We start from the raw sequence: 19,169 nt of genomic DNA, 5'->3' as shown, positions 1-19,169 counted from the left end.
TTCCATGAATTTTCACGTTTCATCATGTCTGTTGCTATAAAGGCTGATATGTTCTTTGCCTTGCGGAATAAGGAAAAACTGGTGGACTGGCGAGGGAAAAGAAAAGGGATGCATTTCATTGCGGAGATAATCTTGCGGAAGTGATTTTCATGATTGAATACAAAAGGTTTACGTTTATTTGAGATATTGTTCTTACGGCAGCATGTTTTATAATTGCGGCCATGAAGCGTAAGTTAACATTTCTTCAATCACACCGTTCCTTTCTGGGGGGACGTATGGTTTTTAAAACTCAGTCCCCTCTTTTTGATAATGAGATTGATCCCGATTCCAATCAGGCTAGATTCGAATTTTCCGGCAAAAATCCTTCTGCACCTGGCACAACACGCAATTTCACTATTGTTGAAGCAGAGCGGTTGACTGCCAAAAAATTTCTGAAGGTACTGGAAGAGCTCAAGCAAAAGAATTGTCTTTCATCCGACAGCTTGGCGGCAGTCTTTTCTTCCCCACCTCCACTTCTCATCACCCCATATCTTTCGGCACAAAATTTGGAAACCTTGGAACAACACAATTTGAGTGGTGTCGACTTTTGCGGAAACGGAGTTCTTTTAGGGAAAGGATTTTTCATGATGAGAAGCGGATTCAGAAATCAGTTCAAGCCATTGCCCGTTGCCATGAAGAATCCTTATACGGGTGTGGCTATTCAGGTCGCGGAGACATTGTTGAACTGCAATTTCCTGCCCAGTCAGAAGCACATATGCAATTCCATCCTGAAGAAATCCGGCCAGATTTCTTTATCACAAGTGAATAAGGCTCTCAAGACCATGGAAGAAGACTCTATTATCTGCCGTAGAGGACGTATCATTTGCCTGCGGGACGCGGATTCTCTGCTGGCCTCTTTGAAGAAGAATCATAAGCGCAGGAAAGTTGTCAAACGCCTTTATGTGACGAAGCCATGGGATATTGGTATTCAGCAAATAATCAATTTCCTGAATAATGCAGATATTCGGTGGAGCCACTCGCCCCTTTCTTCTCTTCATTATACACAGAATTTCAAGGAACCTGGCCCCTTGGGGTTCCGTGTGAATAATTCAGGACTGTTGATGTCGGCTTTTCCTTTTGAGGAGACGCACCTTCCGGGACAGGCGGATTATGTTTTTGAGGAGGTGACGGAACCTCTGGCCTATTACAACACGACGATCCTTCAGGATGGCCGTCGTCTCAGTAACGACCTGGAATGTTATCTGGAGGTGAATCCCGATAACGAGCAGAGGGAGAAAGCCATTAAAGTCTCCGTGCGAGGATCATTGACAGAGGATATCACGAAGAGATGCGGAAGAAATATCCGAAGTTGTTTGGAAAACTTTAGGCGGGGATTTGTCTCTTGTATCCCGGGGATTCGTGGGTGTATGCTGACAGACCATGTCAGCTGAGGAAAAACCTATTGAAGCCCGAAAATTAGTTTCATGGGACTGGACTGCTTTTTGGAAAGAACACCAGTTACTACTGAATTGTGTTCTCTCAAAATGTCTTCCGGAAATTCAGACTGAGTATAAACTCTTTTGCTCTGAGGACTTGCAGGATGGCTACATCATCTATGACGGGAAGGAAAAATCTGTACATGTCCGACATGACATTAAAACAAGCATTTTGGTATTTTGTAAAAAACACAGTGTTCCTACCAAAGGTAATTGGTCGTTGCAAAAACAAGGTGTTCTCCAAGGAAAAAGGTTAAATCCTGATTTTGCAGCTGCGTTATGGCATTTCAAGGCTGAGGAAATTCAAAAAGAAATACAGCTGCAGAAAGCCATGAATTCTGATATTAAGCATGTAGAATGGTCTTCTGTTGAACTAAACATATTAAATACTCATTCAGGTCAAAAATCATTCCGATTATTGTGGGGATGCTTGAAGAAAGCTGAACGCCGTTATCCGGATAATCTAACGATTGTTTGGAAGTTAAGGTTTTTGAAACAACATTTTTCTTATTTGATGAACAATCCATCATTGCTTGAAAAGGGATGGATGGCATATCAACAAGGAATCATGGCTCAATTAAGACTGCAAATTGAATTTTTGGAGAAGAGTCACCATGCCGGGACTGAGTTCGCTCAAAAACTCAAAGAATCCAGAGACTCTGAAAATTTTGCTCAGATTGCCGTATGGGGAAAATTGATAGATCAAATGAGTATTGATGTCTTGAGAGAACAATCAGATGATACTGAATGGGAAGCATTAAAGGAGATCATGAAAGAATTTGTGATGGAGCATCAGAGGATTCCTACACAAAAAGAGGTTGGAGATATCTTCGTCAGGAAATACGGAAACTCCCAGTATACGGAAACTACACTGGGACGGATTGCGAAGGATTTGAGTACATACAACAAGGCAGAAAAAGACCAACAATCTCGCAACAGAAGCAGGTTTCTTGAACGGTGGGGATTTTCATGGCTACAAAAAGTGCTGATTAAATAGCCTTATAAGTCATTTGCTATAAACATTCATTACCTCCATACAACTTACGGAGGAAATGGCAGGTACATTATTTTCATCATCTGTGGTTCATTGAGCACCGGAAAGAGCTTCTTCTTTGTTTCAAGATCCAGACGGATCGACAAAGGGTACTTTCCAAGCAACCCGCTTGAAAAAGCAACTGCCCCGGAGATCCAAATTCCGAGGCAGGCCTGAATCACTCAATGATGATCTCTTTAGTCGGAACTTATTATAGGGGATTGAGGCGGCTGACTCAAGCATAACATTAACAACATAATTGTTATGAATCCAATTGATACCCCCCTATTCACAGCTAAAGATGTTTATACGGCACTAAATGCCATCCGTGAGCGTCTTGACGCCCTTGCCAAACTACCGACTGACTCCGGTTCTGTCGTCTGGGCCAGTCAGGCAACTCTCGCCAAACGCTACGATACGAGCAAGTCTACGATTTGCAGGATACTGGCGGGAGCCGTAAGTGCAGGCAAGGTTCAGATGATACGTCCAAACAATGGAGTCCAAAAGTACCATGTTGCGGAACTTGATTCCTACATGGTGTCGATTTCGGGGAACCTTAACAAACAGTAACCCATGAATCGCGAAGAATTAAAACAGCCCAAATTCCTTCTGGAGTACTGTAATCGCATGTTTGGAACCCACAAGGACATCGGAAGGGAGAAGCTCTTCCGGTGTCCATTTGGAGAACATCGGCGCCCCAAACTACATGTCAACGAACGTGACGGAATAGGACTGTGGCGTTGCTGGGCATGTGACAAAGGCGGGGATATTTTTACTCTGGCTGCAGAATTTAAGCAACTTGATGTCAAATCACAATTCCCGGATGTCCTGGAGCATTTGGCGGAGGTATTGAATATCTCTCTGGATGGCAAGATGAGCAAAAGAAGCTATTCCTCCTCAAGCCGTAAAAGAGCAGGCGCAATGTCTATTCTTCAAAAAGGTTTGATGCACCGTCCAGAATCTCCTGTGTTTCTTGAACCTGCTAATGTGATGGAATTGGAAACTTGCCGCAAACGGCTGGAAGAGGATATTCTCCTACGTTCCCTTTTAAGTTCCGAATTGTCCTTGCGTGAAGGATTGATGCTCTCTGCCACCACCGTTTCCCATCCTGGTCTGCGAGGTCTTCTTGGAGCGACGGAAGACGGACGCTTGCTGTATCTTTATACGGCCAGGGGAAGTGATGGGGACATCACGTATACGGGAGCCAAACTGCGTTGCAGAATCAACCATCCCAACCCCAAGCTCTATTTGAAAGAAGGCAAATGGACATCTTGCGGCACAATGAACGCTGAGAGCTCGCGTTTCATGTGGGTAGCCGGAAAAGCTTATCAACCTTGGGGGATGGAATTCGCAGAGCAGCGAAAGATTGTTCTTATCTGTGAAGGAGAATCCGATGCTCTGGCTATCAATCAGGCATTTGGCTGTCTTATACCCGAAGATTCTTCCGTATTTGGAAATGTCCCGCATGCGGGAAGTTCGGAATTGGTTCCTTTCGCCGTAGCTATTCCCGGCGCTCAGAGTTTTAAACGAGAGTGGGCAGGATTCTTCAAAGGGAAGATTGTCATCCTCGGGCTTGATTCCGATTCTGCCGGGCGGAAAGCCGCAAAAGAGATTCGGCAAACTCTTGAGGATATCGGTTGCATTGTTGTGGACTGGGCTCCTCCAAGTCCTTACAAAGATGCACGTTCTTTATTGGCTTCCGAGGGTAGTCTGGCTTTGTATCAATCCATTCTCTCCGCTCTTAACTCTTTTTCAACTCCCGTAGAAAAGGAGGTTTGCCATGCATGAGGATGATAGGAAGAGTGAGTTTCAGGGAGCTATCAGCCCTTTATTGAAAAAGCTTGAGCAGAATCAACATGTCCTTGCGGGTAAAGAGGCTGAAATGCCTTTCATCTGCCTGGGAAAGAACGGTGGCAAATATGTGTACTATTCCCGAATGAGTGACAGCCGAATTGAGTTGAAACCGGGCGAACACAGTAAGTTGAACCTGATCACTTTGGCTTCCGAAGCATGGTGGACAGAGAAGTTGGGAGAGAAATGGACCGTTACTGATGCCGCCGGCTATTGTTTTGGACAACAAGGGCGTAAACACTACTCTCCTGATAAAATTCGTGGCGTTGGATTCTGGAAAGAGAAGAGTGCCATTATCTACAATGCGGGAGATTGGTGCTTTACCATCGAAAGCGGAAAGATCATAGAGACAAGCAATATTAGGGAGGAAGGTACAATCTACCAACGTTCCGAAAGCCTTCCACATCCGGAAACTATCCCGATGAGCGATGAAGAAGGACAGGCCATTATTGATTACCTGAATTCCTTCGCCTGGCGCGAAGAAATGGGAGGCTTGCTTTTATCCGGCTTTCTGGCACAAGGCATCACGGCAGGATTCATCGATACCCGGGCTCATGTTTGGATCAATGCTCCTGCCGGCACGGGAAAAACATTTCTGGTTTCGAGGTTGAAGGAGCTCCTTGGGAATTACTCCCTTTCCTTCACTGGCGGAACTTCGGAAGCCGGCATTAGGCAAAAAATCGGTTCCGGGGCCCGGCTTGTTCTGTTGGACGAAATGGAGGCGGCCAACCAGGATAAGTATTCTAAGCAGAAGGTAGAAAAAATTATGTCTCTGGTCCGGAGGGCGACTGATGGAGAAACGTCCATTATAGGAAGCAAGGAGTCTGTTCCTATCGAATTTCGAGCTCGTTCGTCTTTTTTACTGTTGAGTATTGGAAATTCACTGCAACGCACAGCTGACAAATCAAGGTTTATCAACTTGCATGTCAGGCCCAATAAAGGACTGGAGAGCTTTGAGAAGAGAGATGATGCAGCTAACAAACTGGCGGGCATTTCTCCCGGTAAGTTGATTGCCCGAATGATGTCGCTGGCGTCTGTGATGGCGACCAATGCGAATCTCATTCAGCAAAAGCTGTCTGCACATCCGGCACTTGCCGGAAGACGCGCCGAACTGCTGGGTAATATCCTGGCGGGGGCGTATGCTCTGACTCATGCAGGGATTATCAGCGAGCCGGAAATCGACATCTATACGGCAGCGATGAATACAGGATCTCTAGACGAAAATCAGGAGACTGATGCGGAACGCTGTTTGCGTGAGATTCTTGAAAGTCGCGTCGTCGGCAATTCGGAGACGGTAGGACAGGTCATTCTAAACTACCTTCACGGTGATTCCTCTATTGAAAGACAGGATGCAAAGAAGCTCCTGGATGGAATTGGCATCAGCGTATACCGTCCTCAAGGAGGAAATGGCTCTTCACAAATGTTGTTTATTTCCGCCCAAAACAGGCAACTATCCAATATCCTCAGAGATACGGATTGGGGCAACTGTTGGGGAGACGTACTGAGGAATCTCCCCGAAGCGAGTTGGTTGTCGGAAAAGCGGGTAAGAAACTCCAAACACAAGGGCGTCGTCATTCCTATCGAAGCCGTGAAGTCATTGCTCGAATTCGATTTGTCGACAGAATCACAGAATGGAGACATGAAAGAGACATAAAACAATTTGATTGAAAGCATATTATGCAAAATGTCGAATAGTTTGACGGAAACTGCATGATAAATGAAAATCCCCCTGAGTTCTCACGGATACTCAGGGGGATTATGTTATGCAGTTGAATGAGGAATAATTATGCAGGCTTGGAGGGGGATTGCGGCGATATGGCTTGTCCCAGTTGAGCTATGGATTCAGCTACCGCTTCTTCCTGTGGACGGTAATAGCCTCGTTCGATGTCCTCCGAATCATGACCAACAATATAACGGGCCATATCCGGAGACACCCCCATGGAGCGCAACATGGTAACGGCAGTGGCTCTTAAACTATGGAAACTTTTTTCCGCAAGGGTTCTTCTGTTTCCCTGGGCTTTCTGATCGTGCCGGACAATCAATCCATGTTTGCGTAACAGCTCAGTGAAGTCCCATGAGAGCTTGCTTGAGTTGCCTGCTTGTGAGTGGCGCATGGCCGACAGAGGGAAGACGTAATCATTGATTTTTTTCTCGTGCCGTCTCTGTAGAATTTCTTTCAATTGCTCAATAACGGGCTTGTTCATTCTTCTCTTTGTCTTTTCCGAGGTCATGGAGATTCGCCCTCCTTCCAAATCGATTTGCTCCCATTTCAGCTTGGCGATATCACCCAAACGTTGCCCTCCCGTATACAGGCAGACCTGTATCATATCGGGCCATTCATTCGGAAAGTCGGAAATCATTTTTTGTACTTCCTCTACGGAAAAGGCATCTCGTTCCTGCCTGTCATTCCGAGAGCTTTTGGAGGGAATGACTCCTTTGAAAGGATTAATAGTAATGATCCTTTTGCTGACAGCGCTATTGAAGGCACACGTCAAGGATTCAAGATACCTCTTCACTGTTCCGCTGGATACACGCTCCAATTCTTTTGCCATGAATTCTTCTGCATGATGAGGAGTAACGGCATCCAGAGGAAGGGTTTTGCGGTCATCCAGATAGCACAAGAATTGTCGGACAGCTTTTCCATCACGGTCAACAGCCCCTTTTTCCGTACGGGACTTCATCCAGTCTTTCAAAAAATCATCCACTCCCTGCATATGGGCTTTGCCTTTGAGCAGAGCCTTTGCCTTGGAAGATCCGGCTACCGCATGGACGATTTCGGTGTTTGCCTTTTCTCCTTTGGCGGCCTTCTCCAATTCATTGGCGATAATTTGTGCATTCAGCTTGAGCTCGGCCTCCATTTTGGCTTTTGTCTTCCCGGGAGAATCGTCGAAGGGGAGACCTCTATTTTGGTCGTTTTGATTATTCTTTTGCCATTGACGTAATAGGAGGCAAACCATGTATTGTTCCGTTTTTTCAATCCAGCCATAGCCTTAAAAATCAGTTGGAATTTGCGATGGGGTACATTAGGGTACATATTGTAAAAGTGTACCCTAATATGTACCCTTTTTTCATGCAATCGGGTCGAATGCGGTACAATCACGATATGAAAAAACCTTGCAAAATCAAGGACTTTGCAAGGTTATGAAAAGAATAAAATGGCGGACAGGGAGGGATTCGAACCCTCGGTACTGTTGCCAGTACACACACTTTCCAGGCGTGCTCATTCGACCACTCTGACACCTGCCCGTTGATAGATTGTCTTAGATAGGAAAGCGGAGGTAATGTAACGGTAGAAGAGAGGGTTGGCAATCTTTTTTTCACCCAGGAGGCATTTTCCTGTTTTTCTCAAGCTCTTCTCTCATTTCCGGATGTTCTCTGACAAGGATGGAAAGCGCATGGGTATTTAGAGAATCCCGGAAATGGGATGGTAAGAGCCCCCCATGCATACCATATAAAAACAGGCTTCTGTGATCACAGAAGCCTGTCATTGAACAATGTTGAGTCCTTCATGCCTGATGCCTCCTTCTTTAGAAGGGCAAAGAACGTTTTTCCTATTTTTTCAACGTTTGCGTCTTTCAGGAAGGGACTCTCGCTGTCTAGTCATTATTTCTTTTCCGGGCGTTCGAGGCTAATGCCCCATTTTTCCTGCATGAATTTTTTGTGGAATTCGAGTTTGTCCTTGAAGCGGTTCAGGTTTTTCACCTCCTTGGAGGACCATGCGGTTTCCACGAGGGCCAGAGCACGCGGGTAAGCCTGGTAGAAGACGCGCTCAATGTTCGGCAGACGTTCCGCCCACAGGCAGCAGTCTACGCCGCGCACACGTTCCATTTCCTTGGCGGAGAGGCCTTGCCCGGGTTCCAGGGAGTACACGTTTTCCAGCGTGTTGACGGGCATCCAGCCCGTGTCCGGCTGGCCGGAGGGCCAGTCGCCGGGAAGCTGGGGATAGTCAAAGTAGCATTTGCCGTTGGGGGCGCAGATAACGTCCACCTTGTCGCCCGTGGTGTTGGCTACCGTTTTAGGCGTGTGGCCGCCTCTCCACGTGGTGACGATTACTCCATCCGGATATTTGCCCATGGGCTCATACCAGAAGACGGCTGTTTTTCCGCGGCTTTTCAGCATTTTGGCGCACCGGGTGAAGAATTCCACCATTTCCTTTTGCGCGGCGGCCTTTTTGTTTTCCTCACGGATACCGGCTTTCTCACGGAAGTCAGCGCATTTGGGGCATTTCATCCAGTTGTCTTCCGGCGCTTCGTCTCCGCCCAGATGCACGTATTGGGACGGGAAGATGTCCTTGAGTTCATTAAAGACGGCGTTATAGAATTTCCACACGTCCGGGTTGCCGGGACATACCAGCGTGTAGGAGATGCCCGCATTCGTGCGCACTTCCAGCTTGGGGTTCGGGAAGCAGAGGAATTCCGGATAGGCGGTGCAAAGGGCCTGGTTGTGGCCGGGCACGTCTATTTCCGGGATGATTTCAATGTTCCGTGCGGCGGCGTATTTCACCAGGTCCTTGAGCTGTTCCTTGGTGTACATGCCACCATGGGGGGTTTTGTTGCCAAAGGTTTCCTTACGCCTGGAGGCCACGCTTTCCAGCTTGGGGTATCCGGGCACGGGAAGGCGCCAGCCCTGATCATCCGTGAGGTGGAAATGGAGTTTGTTGAATTTGTAGAAGGACATCACATCAATGAATTTTTTGACGTCCTCCACCGGCACGAAGTGGCGTGCGGTGTCCATCATCATGCTGCGCCAGCCAAACCGGGGCTTGTCTTCAATGACGCCGCAGGGAATGCCGCCGTCCTTGTATTGGGCCTGGAGCTGTTCCAGCGTGTTTTTGGCGTAAAAGAGGCCCGCGCGGTCGCCAGCCTGGATTTCCACGCCCTGCGGCTTGATGGTGATTTTGTATCCCTCCGGCCCCAGGGCCTTATTGGCGGCCTGCTTGAGGATTTTGGGAGATTTACAGACTCCGGAGGAAGTACTGACTTCGACGGGTTCCGGGACGATGTGATAGAGACGGGATTCCACGTCGCCAGCGGCAAAAACGCTGCCGCCCAGCGCCAGCAGAAGAGGTAGGATACGCCATTTCATTGCGCACGATTCTGACGGAACCGTATTCCATCCGCAATCAAAAAAGACCAGAGGCTTACGGCATGTCCCGGAAAAGGCGCTTCCCGCCTGCACTTCCATCTTGACGGATGCCTCAAAGACAGGTTTGCTAGTCCTGCGCATGGGAGAGTCCTTTTACACACGCACTACGGAGACACCCCCCTCCGCCTTTGATTTGTCCCTCCGACCGCCTGCCTTCAGTGAGTTCCGCGGGCAGGAGAAGATCAAGGACCGCCTGATGCTGATGGTGGAAGCCGCCAAACAGCGCGACGACGTGCTGGACCACATTCTGCTGAGCGGCCCCCCTGGCCTGGGGAAGACGACGCTTGCCAATATTATCGCGAATGCCGTCGGCTGCCGCATCCATACGACGTCCGGCCCCCAGATCGAGAAGGCGGGGGACCTGGCAGGCGTGCTGACCAATCTGGAAAAAGGGGACATCCTGTTTATTGACGAGATCCACCGCCTGCATCCGGCCATTGAGGAGTACCTGTACCCGGCCATGGAGGATTTCCGGCTGGATATTATTATCGACCAGGGCCCGAACGCCCGCTCCATCCAACTGAATCTTCCCAAGTTCACCCTGGTGGGGGCCACCACCCGCGCCGGGATGCTGACCAGCCCGCTGCGTTCCCGCTTCGGCCTCGTGAACCGGCTGGATTATTACACGCAGGAGGATCTGTGCGCGATCATCGAGCGATCCGCCGGGCTGCTGAACGTCCCCGTGGAACCGGCAGGCGCGCTTCAGATCGCCCTGCGCTCCCGAGGCACGCCGCGCGTGGCCAATTCCCTGCTGCGCTGGGTGCGGGATTACGCCCAGGTACGCGGCGACGGCGTGATTACGGAGCAACTGGCGCACGATGCCCTGACCATGATCGAGATTGACGACGACGGCCTGGACGAGATGGACAAGCGCCTGCTGGAAGCCATGATTTACAAGTTTAACGGCGGTCCGGTGGGCCTGTCCTCCCTGGCCGTGGCCGTGGGGGAAGACGCTTCCACGCTGGAGGACGTGCACGAGCCTTTCCTGATCATGCAGGGGTACATCAACCGTACTCCCAGGGGACGCGTGGCGATGCCTTCCGCCTATCTCAAGATGGGGGCCACGCCGCCCGCCAACGGACAGGGATGGCTGTTGTAAGCCATCCGTTTACGGCATGGCAGGAGTCCCGTGTTTTGTGCTGGTCATCAGGCCTCCTTTCTTTTAGACTGTCCCCACATAAAACGTCAGGACGTTTTCTGTTCATCATACGCCCAAAGCTATGGCCGCAAATTCTGATATCGCCTTTAAAAGACTGCCCGTCAAGATCATCGGTACGGGCTCCTATGTTCCGGAACGCCGTCTGACCAATGCGGACCTGGAGAAGATGGTGGACACTTCCCACGAATGGATCATCGAACGCACGGGCATCGTGGAACGCCGCATCGCCGCCCCTGACGAGTACACCTCCCACATGGGGACGAAGGCCGCCCAGCGGGCGCTGGAATCCTGCGGATTGCAGCCGGAGGATATCGACCTGATCATCGTCTCCACCATTACGCCGGATACGTTCACTCCTTCCACCTCCTGCTATATCCAGGACGCCCTGGGCGCCAAGAATGCCGCCGCCTTTGACATTTCCGCCGCCTGCTCCGGCTTCCTGTTCGCCATGAAAACGGCCGTCCAGTTCCTCGGCACGGGCCAGATGAAGACGGCCCTCATCATCGCCGCGGAAAAACTTTCCACCGTCGTCAACTGGGAGGACCGCACCACCTGCGTCCTGTTCGGGGACGGCGCCGGAGCCGCCGTGCTCCAGGCTTCCACAGGGGAAGAAGGGGAAGGCTCCATCCTCGCTACGGACATCGGCACGGACGGCGCCCTGCATGACCTGCTCCAGATTCCGGGCGGCGGCTCCCGCTGCCCCACCACGGTGGAGAACGCCCACGAACGCCTGGCTACCCTCGCCATGCGCGGCAAGGAGACCTTCCGCCAGGCAGTTCCCCGCATGAAGGATTCCGCCGCCAGCGTGATTGAACGCGCCGGCCTGACGTCGGATGACATCAAGCTGATCATTCCCCACCAGGCCAACCTCCGCATCATCAATGCCGTGGCCCAGCGTCTTTCCATCCCGGAGGACAAGGTGTTCATCAATATTGAGAAATACGGCAATACTTCCGCCGCCGCCGTGGCCATCGCCTTTGACGAAGCGCGCCGCACCGGCAGGTTCGGCAAGGGGGACAATGTCGTCCTGGTCACCTTCGGCGCAGGCCTCACATGGGGCGCCGCAGCCATCCGCTGGTAATTTCCGTTATTCCATTCCAGAAACTTACATTACACATGACAACCGAACCGTACGGCAAAAAGAATCCGTTCCCCGCACCCGTCCTTTCCGTCAAGCACCTCACCGGGGAAGGCAGCCCGAAAGAAACGATCCATATTGAATACAGCCTGGACGGCGCCGGAATGGTGTACGTTGCCGGAGACGCCCTGGCCGTCATTCCCTCCAATGATTCTTCCCTGGTGGAGGCCCTGATTGAAAAGCTCGGCCTCAGCCCGGATTCCCAGGTTCCCACGCCGGAGGGGGAGCCGCCAGCCTGCGGGACGCCCTGATCAACTGCTATGACATCACCAATGTCAACAAGGCTCTGCTGACCAAATGGGCAACCGCTTCCGGCAGTCAGGAGCTGGAAACCCTGCTGGCCGGGGACAAGGACGCGCTCAGCGATTTCCTGTGGGGACGCGACGTGCTGGACCTGGCAACGGAGTATCCGGCCTCCTTTGAATCTGCGGAGGCTTTTGCAAGCATCCTGAAAAAGATCATGCCGCGCCTTTATTCCATCGCCTCCAGCCCGAACGCCCACCCTGAAGAAGTGCATCTGTGCGTGGGCGCGGTGCGCTACACGGCCCGGGACCGCAAGCGCGGCGGCGTGTGCTCCACTTACATGGCGGACCGCCTCCAGCCGGGACATACGGCCAGGGTGTTTGTGCATACCAACAAGAATTTCCGCCTGCCGGAAGACGGGGATACCCCCATCATCATGGTTGGCCCCGGCACCGGCATCGCTCCCTTCCGGGCATTCTGGGAGGAACGCATCGCCTCCGGGGACAAGGGCGGCAATTGGCTGTTCTTCGGCAACCCATACAAAGCTACCGATTTCTGCTATGAAGACGAGCTGGCCAAATTGACGGCGGACGGCAGATTGAAATTGTCCGTAGCCTGGTCCCGCGACCAGGAGAAGAAGGTATACGTTCAGCATCTCATGGTCCAGGAAGGCGAAGAGCTCTGGAAATGGCTGGAAAACGGCGCATGCTTCTACGTCTGCGGAGACGCCTCCCGCATGGCCAAGGACGTTGACGCCGCCCTTCATGAAGTTATCCAGACCTGGGGCCACAAGACTCCGGAAGAAGCTGCGGAGTACGTAGCGGACATGAAACAGCACCGCCGCTACCAGCGGGACGTGTATTAATCCGGTATACGCTTTCTTTCCTTTTACCGCGCCTTTCCACTATCCGTGGGAAGGCGCTTTTTCTTTTACTACGGAGAAGCCGTTACCGGTAAATCCGGTTGACGCAGGGAAGAGCGGCTTGCCTTTTTTCCTCCATCCCTTTTTCCGGGTTTTCCGGGCCCCTTGCGGAAAGGGAATTTACTTGCCCCATAGAAATCCCTTATACAACCCATTTACCAGGAGGGACCAGGGGCGCATGCACCATCTTTCCGCCCTGTCCGCCCAGACGCACCAGCAGTTTACCCGGGCCTGGAGCTTGTCAAACGCCTTTTCCATCTCAGCCGGCTCCTCCCGCGAGCAGGCCTGCACATAAGCATTAAAACAGGGTCCCTCCAGCCATCCATGCAGCATGGAACCAATCTCTTTGAGGAACCGGATACGGGCTTCTTTCTCCATCTTCAGCAGTCTGGGCACATGTAATTCCCGCAAAATTAAAAAGTGCACGGCAAACTGCCATTCCCTGTGCGGCATCAGTTTCCATTCCTCCAGCCGGCGCGTCAGCAGGTCTTCCACGGAAATATCACGGCAAGCCTGCTCCTGCATGGCAGAGCCGGCACGCTGTACATAGATGGAGCCCACTTTTTTTCCCAAGCCAATCATCGCCGTTCTTCTCATCAACCGCATCCAGTACAGGACATCCTCTCCGTATTTCATGCCTGCTTCCCACAAGGGAAGAGAAGATGCCAGGGAGGAATTCAGAACAACGCTGCTCGTATGGATGGATAAAAGCCCTCTTAACCCCAGTTTCCTGACTACGAAGGAGCACGGTTTTCCCTTCCTGCGGGGAATGCAATCCTCCTTGTTCCATGTATATCTGGCGGCATAAACGTACACGCCGGGATGCTTCCGGAAAAAATCATATGCCATCTTCAAATGATCAGGATACCAGTAGCCATCTCCATCAAGGAATGCCACGTATTTTCCTTTGGCCGCTTTCATTCCCGTGTTTCTGGCATGCGAAGCGCCTCCATTTTCCTGGGAAATGACGTTAATTCTGGAATCCTGAAAAAATTCCACCACTTGAAGGGTGCCATCCGTCGAGCCGTCATCAACGATGATCAATTCAAAATTCTTAAATTCCTGATCCAATACGGATTGAACGGTTTTTCTCAAATAATGCTCCAGATTATAGGCGATTAAAATCACGCTGAATTCTATCCAACCATAGCGGCTATCCCGGATATGCCTGTTCTTTTCTTCCATTTTCCAGATTTAAAACTCGGTGGAGAAATACAGGATTTCTAATCCGGGTTCTTTGTCCGGATACATGAAGGTTTACCAACATGCACATTATGAGTTTTTTATACGGCTTCATGCTGCTGCACGACAGGAAGGACATTTCTTTCCAGGATTGCCTCCCCTCAACTGTCACCATTTATATTAAGTATTTTTTATTGAATCCGGATTAGAAATTCGCGGTTAAGCCATCAGTTCTCATTTTTAGTAACAAAACATAAAATGCTTTTTGCTTTCCTATCCTGATTCCTGTTTTTCCGGATAACCAAAGAAGGATGATTCCATGAAATACGGCACTTCCTTCATTTTTTCCCTACATCCCTCCGATCAATCCCTTCGGTTTGAAAAGACGCTTCCCGGAGGCTTTCACCTATCGACAAAGATTATGCATCGCCCTTCCCTGCATGCAGTTCATCCCCCTGCGTCCCTATCTGCCAAATGACCGGTATCAAGATTTCCCCTTCTTCTTTTTCGCGCATGAATACGCATTCATTCCCTTTTTCCCATTCCACGCACTCAAACCTGCACACGCTATTCCCCATGCAGCAGAGGAAGCAGCCATGCAGAACATGGTTCCATGAACACTTCACGGAGGTTTTATCCAAGAGCTTTTCCCTGCCCTGGCGGGCCCTTTCCATCCGGGGTCTTCAGGCACCCCCTACCGCGCTCCGCAAACGGCTCTTTTCACTTTCCTGAGCTTGAAAAAGAAGACCATGTAGAGCAGATACAGCTTTTGCGGCAAGCAATGGACGATGCCCATCCATCCCGGCTTCCTTAGCGCCCACCTGCGGCGGAAGGAATAGTTCCACCAGTTCTGCTGTTGATCAATGCAGCGTATCGCCTTTCTTCTCTCCTCCATTTCGTCAAGCAATTCTTCCCGCGAACGGAAAACCGGAGTGCGGCCCTTCAACAAGTCCTTACACAGTTCCAGGCCGGCTTCCTTGCTTTTCTTCAACTGGCGCCGCATCAGCCGATCCCTTTTTTCAAAGGCCGCAGCCGTTTTCATGCTGGCAAACCGCGCTGCACTGTTGACGGCACAAATATTTTTGACGGCAAACCTGTAATAGTACAGGGAGACATCCGGCAATTCATAGATGCTGCCTTGCAGCCACACATGAAATCCCATCAGGTCATCTTCAAAATTGTCCGTCATCGGCAGGGAGCGCCCCCATTGGCAGGCGCTTTTCCTGATCATCATACTGCCTCCGTAATGGGCAGTGGAGGAGAAAGTCCCCTCTTGAAGCCTGATCACCGGGGCCTCTTCCGGAACAGCAGGAAACGCCGGGAATTCGAACATAACGCCGGCTTCCTCATACACGCGGGTCATCTGGCTGACGACAGCCACGGCATCCGGATGCTCCGTCACCACTCCGGCAAAAATCCTGCACCTCCAGGGGAAGGAACAGTCATCTCCGTCCTGACGGAGAATCCATTCATGGGTGGCCAACTCCACGGCCTGCCGTATATGCGGCCCGCGCCCCAGAGGGGTTTCATTCCGGTTCAATACCACACGGTGCGGTCCCCGGTACTCCGCCGCCATTTCCTGCATGACTGCAAAAGTACCGTCGGAAGAACCGTCATCAGACAGGATGATTTCTACCGGCCCCTCGTAATCCTGCCCGAATACGCTCCGGATGGCATCTCCAATGCAATATTCCTCATTATGCCCGGTCAGAATAATGCTGATGGAGGGGAGTTCCGGAGGATTCATGAAGAAAAGCGGCACGGAAAAGGAAATGTGAATCCCGAGATGGACTATGATCCACAGTACTTATAGATAAGGCGTCACGTTTGTACCGGATTAAGAATCCGTGATTAATCAACGCCGCCATAAAAGATGCGCATGATAGGGAACATCAGGATGATAGGAGAATCTTTTTAATCCCTGTTATCCCCGTCATCCTTATATTCCCCATTACCCCTAACAAACTTTTTCCCAGATTTTTCCGTTGACGCCGGATTCTTAATCCGCTATGATTTGGTCCATCAATGCGTTGATTAACAATGAAGGCGTCACGAGGGATTTTTTCCCTCCTCCATTTACCGATTGTTATTACTCCAGAATCAGCGCGAAGTCTTTCCTCCACATCCGGATTCCCGTCCAGCTCCAAAAGCGTTCCATCTCCTTCCTAAATGCAGAAGCCATTTTTCAGCGTTATTATTCCAGCCTATAACCTGGAAAAATATATTGCTGCTACCATTCAGTCGGTACTGGCTCAAATATTTCAGGATTTTGAAATTATTATCGTTGACGATGGTTCTACAGACGGAACCGTTTCTATCATCCAATCTTTTCACGACCAAAGAATTCATCTTATTTCCCAGCGCAACGGCGGCGTTTCGCGAGCACGAAATGCAGGAATGAAGAAAGCCCAAGGCCTTTATATCGCTTTTCTGGACGGGGACGATTACTGGTACCCAGAACATTTGGCGCTGGCGGCTAATTTTTTCAATCTTCATCCTGAGATATTGGTTTATTCCAACCGTCACATCCTGGACGAGTTGGCCAACATAGCGCCACGTCCCCCATCCCATCCTGTATTCATCCGGAAATTGGGGTTAAGGGGATTGCTATTCATGCACCCAAGCAATGTTATCCTGAGTTCATCTCTTGCGTTTCAACTTCCGTCCTGGGAGGAAAATATGTCCTATGGAGAAGACAACCTGTACTGGACGCGGTGCATGAGGCAGACAGCCCTGATCGGGCTGGGAGGAACCGTCACCTCAATTTACCGGCAAAGGGCATCATCCGCCATGCATGATGTGAATTACCGGCATGTCTCCATTCATACGCTCCTTGCGCCCTTGCTGAATGAACTTGAAGCCATGAAAAAACCCACATGGCAGTTCGCCGTTCATTTCCTGATCATCAGGGAATTGCATTCCAACAGGTTGCTGGCTCTTGACGAAGAGGAAAGGACCTCCTTGCTGGGCAGAATCAGGAAGGTGACGCATCCCTACCTGAACCGGACCTATTTTGACGCCTATGCGAAGGCATGTTTTGCAAAGGAAGGAATGGAACAATCATTTACTGCGCTCATGAATAGAACCGTTTCCTTATGCGTCTGGCTGGACCGCCTGGAAAGAATGGGAAGATCCATGTTGTTTCTCAATAGAAACCAGTAACGCGGATGGGAAACGCAGATCCATTTCTTCACCTGCCATAGTCCATGCCGGACCTTTACCATGAACATCGTATACGCTACAGACGATAAGGGAGCGCTGGGAACGGGGGTAAGCATCGTTTCCCTCATGGAGAATTTACCAGCCGACGTTCATGCCGATATTTACATCATGACAGACGGTTTGAACGAGGATAATACGGCTCGTTTAAATTCTCTGCAACGGTCTTACCGCCTGAGTTTACACTTCATTGACATGAAGGATAAATACAAGGATTTTCCCGTTGGTTCCAAGTGGTCGGCAGCGACGTATTACCGTCTTGGCCTCGCAGGGGAACTTCCCGCCACGGTGGAACGCGCCCTGTATGTAGATATTGATACCATTTTCAACCGGGATATCAGTTCCATGTATGAAACCGAGTTCGGAGATTGCCTCATCGCCGGCGTTTTCACTACGGAACATTTGACTGAGGAGTTTTTCTCACGCTGGAAACGGGAAATGAATCTGGGCAGGGATTCCATTTACATCAATGCAGGCGTTGTTCTTTATCATGTTAAGAAAATTCGTGAAGAACGGTTTGAAGCCCAAGTTTTATCTTATGCGAAAAGCAACATCCATCATCTCTCCTGGCAGGATCAGGATATTTTGAACGCATGTTATCAAGAACGTATTTTCTTGCTCCATCCCATGTGGAACATCTGCGACGGCGCCATTTGGTCGATCCGCTGGGAAGGAATAAAAAGCTTCGAGAATAATCCCCTAGAGCCGAAGGATTTGTTGGAAGCCGCCACCAGTCCCGGCATCATTCATTACTGGGGGCATCCCAAGCCCTGGCAGCCCAATAGCCTGCGTCAGGATAACGGGCTGTTCTACAAGTATTGGAAAAAATCTCCGTGGAAAGATAATATCCGGGATTTCCGAAAGCAAAATGATTCTGCCCGAATGTTTGTTTCCCGAATGAGATGCCTCCTGGGGAAGGGCAAACGGCTTTTGCAGGGCAAACACCAGTAGGATTGCGCCAGCTTTTCCTGCCTTTCCCGATGACCAGGAAGCAACCGATTTACAGAGCGCTTTTTTATTAAGGAACGCCAATATCAGCCATTTTTTTTCGGGATACCATCCGTATTCCTTTTTTCCTTGGTATTTCCCCGAGTCAGGAAATTGTCCACTCGGGATTTCCATGGCTGCAAATGCTTCAAATGCACGAAGCTCATGTCTTTTTCATTCCGCGGCTGATGATGATCCGAAGCCACAGCTTCAGAATTTGCCTGTCTTTCCCGCACATAAACGTTATTACGAAAGCAGAATAAGCCCATTTTTTCCTTTTGATTTTTAGCTTTGCGTACAAAGGGTTTTTCATGGAAGCCCTTTTCACGCCCAGATTCCGGTATAGTGATTTTCCGGCTTGTCCAAAAAGATCATTTTACGGATGCCTCCATTAGTTTTCCACGACCGGGTTCCACGGTGACTATTTCCGCCAACCAGTTCTGGCAGTACACGCATTCAAAGCAGGCCAGCAAAGCGTGTGCAAGAATGCGTCAACGTTTTATACCTGATGACCGTATCGGCAAGTAGGGAGTATTTTAAAAATTAGTTTATTCATGAAAGTTGACACTATCAAAGGAAGTTCCTATGTAATGACTTGTACAAAAGCTTGTACAGTACATGCCGTTTTAAGTTCCAGCGTGGATCTCATGCTTGTTCTGGAAGCAGGAAAAGCGGGCCAATACGGTTTTGTGGCTCCGACGGATGCGGTAGAAATATCCGATGAAAACGCTTTTGTCATACAGATTTTTAAAACGCCCGTCCCGAGATTGTTTGTCCAGGACGGCGTTCAACCCGGAGAGGATGCCATTTTAAAA

The 19,169-nt window shown here is 50.2% G+C and carries 16 protein-coding genes and 1 tRNA gene; 12 read left to right on the top strand and 5 right to left on the bottom strand.

The window, feature by feature from the left end; all coding sequences use genetic code 11:
* Positions 1 to 221 precede the first annotated feature (221 nt).
* The 5 genes from PVA48_RS07165 (at position 222) to PVA48_RS07145 (ending at position 6,013) form a co-directional block, all read left to right on the top strand.
* On the top strand, positions 222 to 1,430 hold the full coding sequence (locus tag PVA48_RS07165; protein WP_423232450.1) for a hypothetical protein: 1,209 nt from the start codon (positions 222 to 224) through the stop codon (positions 1,428 to 1,430).
* The gene (locus PVA48_RS07160; RefSeq protein ID WP_423232449.1) at positions 1,420 to 2,472 is read left to right on the top strand and encodes a hypothetical protein; all 1,053 of its coding nucleotides are present in this window, start codon (positions 1,420 to 1,422) and stop codon (positions 2,470 to 2,472) included. Before PVA48_RS07165 ends, PVA48_RS07160 begins: the two co-directional genes overlap by 11 nt.
* 300 nt (positions 2,473 to 2,772) lie before the next feature.
* Positions 2,773 to 3,078, top strand: coding sequence for a helix-turn-helix domain-containing protein (locus PVA48_RS07155; RefSeq protein ID WP_102728975.1), 306 nt, complete (start codon positions 2,773 to 2,775; stop codon positions 3,076 to 3,078).
* Positions 3,079 to 3,081: 3 nt separating this feature from the next.
* Positions 3,082 to 4,296, top strand: coding sequence for a toprim domain-containing protein (locus PVA48_RS07150; RefSeq protein ID WP_102728974.1), 1,215 nt, complete (start codon positions 3,082 to 3,084; stop codon positions 4,294 to 4,296).
* Positions 4,289 to 6,013 carry a hypothetical protein gene (locus PVA48_RS07145; RefSeq protein WP_423232448.1) on the top strand — a complete coding sequence of 575 codons (1,725 nt, stop codon included), beginning with the start codon at positions 4,289 to 4,291 and terminating at the stop codon, positions 6,011 to 6,013. Before PVA48_RS07150 ends, PVA48_RS07145 begins: the two co-directional genes overlap by 8 nt.
* Before the next feature lie 130 nt (positions 6,014 to 6,143).
* On the opposite strand, the gene PVA48_RS07140 is transcribed toward PVA48_RS07145, so the two are convergent.
* The 3 genes from PVA48_RS07140 to PVA48_RS07130 form a co-directional block, all read right to left on the bottom strand.
* Positions 6,144 to 7,217, bottom strand: coding sequence for a tyrosine-type recombinase/integrase (locus tag PVA48_RS07140; protein ID WP_423232447.1), 1,074 nt, complete (start codon positions 7,215 to 7,217; stop codon positions 6,144 to 6,146).
* 298 nt (positions 7,218 to 7,515) lie between these two features.
* Positions 7,516 to 7,605, bottom strand: a tRNA-Ser gene (locus PVA48_RS07135).
* A gap of 357 nt (positions 7,606 to 7,962) precedes the next feature.
* A complete protein-coding gene (locus PVA48_RS07130; RefSeq protein WP_180975256.1) occupies positions 7,963 to 9,444 on the bottom strand; it encodes a beta-N-acetylhexosaminidase in 1,482 nt (493 codons plus the stop codon).
* A 139-nt stretch (positions 9,445 to 9,583) separates the two neighbouring features.
* Between PVA48_RS07130 and ruvB the strand changes: the two genes are divergently transcribed.
* The 4 genes from ruvB (at position 9,584) to PVA48_RS07110 (ending at position 12,909) form a co-directional block, all read left to right on the top strand.
* Positions 9,584 to 10,603 (top strand): Holliday junction branch migration DNA helicase RuvB, encoded by a 1,020-nt coding sequence (gene ruvB, locus PVA48_RS07125; protein ID WP_102722126.1) that lies wholly within the window; start codon positions 9,584 to 9,586, stop codon positions 10,601 to 10,603.
* A gap of 121 nt (positions 10,604 to 10,724) precedes the next feature.
* Positions 10,725 to 11,744, top strand: a complete 1,020-nt coding sequence (locus tag PVA48_RS07120) for a beta-ketoacyl-ACP synthase III (protein WP_022397682.1) — start codon at positions 10,725 to 10,727, stop codon at positions 11,742 to 11,744.
* A 35-nt stretch (positions 11,745 to 11,779) separates the two neighbouring features.
* The gene (locus PVA48_RS07115) at positions 11,780 to 12,052 is read left to right on the top strand and encodes a hypothetical protein (RefSeq protein ID WP_423232446.1); all 273 of its coding nucleotides are present in this window, start codon (positions 11,780 to 11,782) and stop codon (positions 12,050 to 12,052) included.
* Positions 12,037 to 12,909 carry a hypothetical protein gene (locus tag PVA48_RS07110; RefSeq protein ID WP_423232502.1) on the top strand — a complete coding sequence of 291 codons (873 nt, stop codon included), beginning with the start codon at positions 12,037 to 12,039 and terminating at the stop codon, positions 12,907 to 12,909. Before PVA48_RS07115 ends, PVA48_RS07110 begins: the two co-directional genes overlap by 16 nt.
* Positions 12,910 to 13,086: 177 nt before the next feature.
* Here the strand turns inward: PVA48_RS07110 and PVA48_RS07105 are convergent, their stop codons facing one another.
* On the bottom strand, positions 13,087 to 14,151 hold the full coding sequence (locus PVA48_RS07105; protein ID WP_102727601.1) for a glycosyltransferase family 2 protein: 1,065 nt from the start codon (positions 14,149 to 14,151) through the stop codon (positions 13,087 to 13,089).
* A 437-nt stretch (positions 14,152 to 14,588) separates the two neighbouring features.
* On the opposite strand from PVA48_RS07105, the gene PVA48_RS07100 reads away from it, so the two are divergent.
* Positions 14,589 to 14,765, top strand: coding sequence for a hypothetical protein (locus tag PVA48_RS07100; RefSeq protein ID WP_180973000.1), 177 nt, complete (start codon positions 14,589 to 14,591; stop codon positions 14,763 to 14,765).
* Between the two features lie 77 nt (positions 14,766 to 14,842).
* On the opposite strand, the gene PVA48_RS07095 is transcribed toward PVA48_RS07100, so the two are convergent.
* Complete coding sequence (locus tag PVA48_RS07095) at positions 14,843 to 15,895, bottom strand: glycosyltransferase family 2 protein (RefSeq protein ID WP_146021184.1); 1,053 nt, start codon at positions 15,893 to 15,895, stop codon at positions 14,843 to 14,845.
* A 422-nt stretch (positions 15,896 to 16,317) separates the two neighbouring features.
* Here PVA48_RS07095 and PVA48_RS07090 point away from each other — a divergent pair, with 422 nt between their 5' ends.
* On the top strand, positions 16,318 to 17,310 hold the full coding sequence (locus tag PVA48_RS07090) for a glycosyltransferase family 2 protein (RefSeq protein WP_102728968.1): 993 nt from the start codon (positions 16,318 to 16,320) through the stop codon (positions 17,308 to 17,310).
* Positions 17,311 to 17,370: 60 nt separating this feature from the next.
* Positions 17,371 to 18,318 carry a glycosyltransferase family 8 protein gene (locus PVA48_RS07085; RefSeq protein ID WP_102727604.1) on the top strand — a complete coding sequence of 316 codons (948 nt, stop codon included), beginning with the start codon at positions 17,371 to 17,373 and terminating at the stop codon, positions 18,316 to 18,318.
* Positions 18,319 to 19,169: the final 851 nt, after the last annotated feature.

The organism is Akkermansia sp. JRP_AM1, assembly GCF_049262625.1.
Lineage (GTDB): Bacteria > Verrucomicrobiota > Verrucomicrobiia > Verrucomicrobiales > Akkermansiaceae > Akkermansia > Akkermansia massiliensis.
Note: the sequence above shows the minus strand (reverse complement) of the source record. Positions and strands in the feature narration are given on the sequence as shown.

Coding starts and splice junctions, on each gene's coding strand:
- PVA48_RS07090 (WP_102728968.1), top strand. CDS start 16,318: ATGCAGAAGCCATTTTTCAGCGTTATTATTCCAGCCTATAACCTGGAA.
- PVA48_RS07145 (WP_423232448.1), top strand. CDS start 4,289: ATGCATGAGGATGATAGGAAGAGTGAGTTTCAGGGAGCTATCAGCCCT.
- PVA48_RS07155 (WP_102728975.1), top strand. CDS start 2,773: ATGAATCCAATTGATACCCCCCTATTCACAGCTAAAGATGTTTATACG.
- PVA48_RS07165 (WP_423232450.1), top strand. CDS start 222: ATGAAGCGTAAGTTAACATTTCTTCAATCACACCGTTCCTTTCTGGGG.
- PVA48_RS07160 (WP_423232449.1), top strand. CDS start 1,420: ATGTCAGCTGAGGAAAAACCTATTGAAGCCCGAAAATTAGTTTCATGG.
- PVA48_RS07140 (WP_423232447.1), bottom strand. CDS start 7,217: ATGGAGGCCGAGCTCAAGCTGAATGCACAAATTATCGCCAATGAATTG.
- PVA48_RS07100 (WP_180973000.1), top strand. CDS start 14,589: ATGCAGTTCATCCCCCTGCGTCCCTATCTGCCAAATGACCGGTATCAA.
- PVA48_RS07105 (WP_102727601.1), bottom strand. CDS start 14,151: ATGGAAGAAAAGAACAGGCATATCCGGGATAGCCGCTATGGTTGGATA.
- PVA48_RS07085 (WP_102727604.1), top strand. CDS start 17,371: ATGAACATCGTATACGCTACAGACGATAAGGGAGCGCTGGGAACGGGG.
- PVA48_RS07115 (WP_423232446.1), top strand. CDS start 11,780: ATGACAACCGAACCGTACGGCAAAAAGAATCCGTTCCCCGCACCCGTC.
- PVA48_RS07095 (WP_146021184.1), bottom strand. CDS start 15,895: ATGAATCCTCCGGAACTCCCCTCCATCAGCATTATTCTGACCGGGCAT.
- PVA48_RS07150 (WP_102728974.1), top strand. CDS start 3,082: ATGAATCGCGAAGAATTAAAACAGCCCAAATTCCTTCTGGAGTACTGT.
- ruvB (WP_102722126.1), top strand. CDS start 9,584: ATGGGAGAGTCCTTTTACACACGCACTACGGAGACACCCCCCTCCGCC.
- PVA48_RS07130 (WP_180975256.1), bottom strand. CDS start 9,444: ATGAAATGGCGTATCCTACCTCTTCTGCTGGCGCTGGGCGGCAGCGTT.
- PVA48_RS07120 (WP_022397682.1), top strand. CDS start 10,725: ATGGCCGCAAATTCTGATATCGCCTTTAAAAGACTGCCCGTCAAGATC.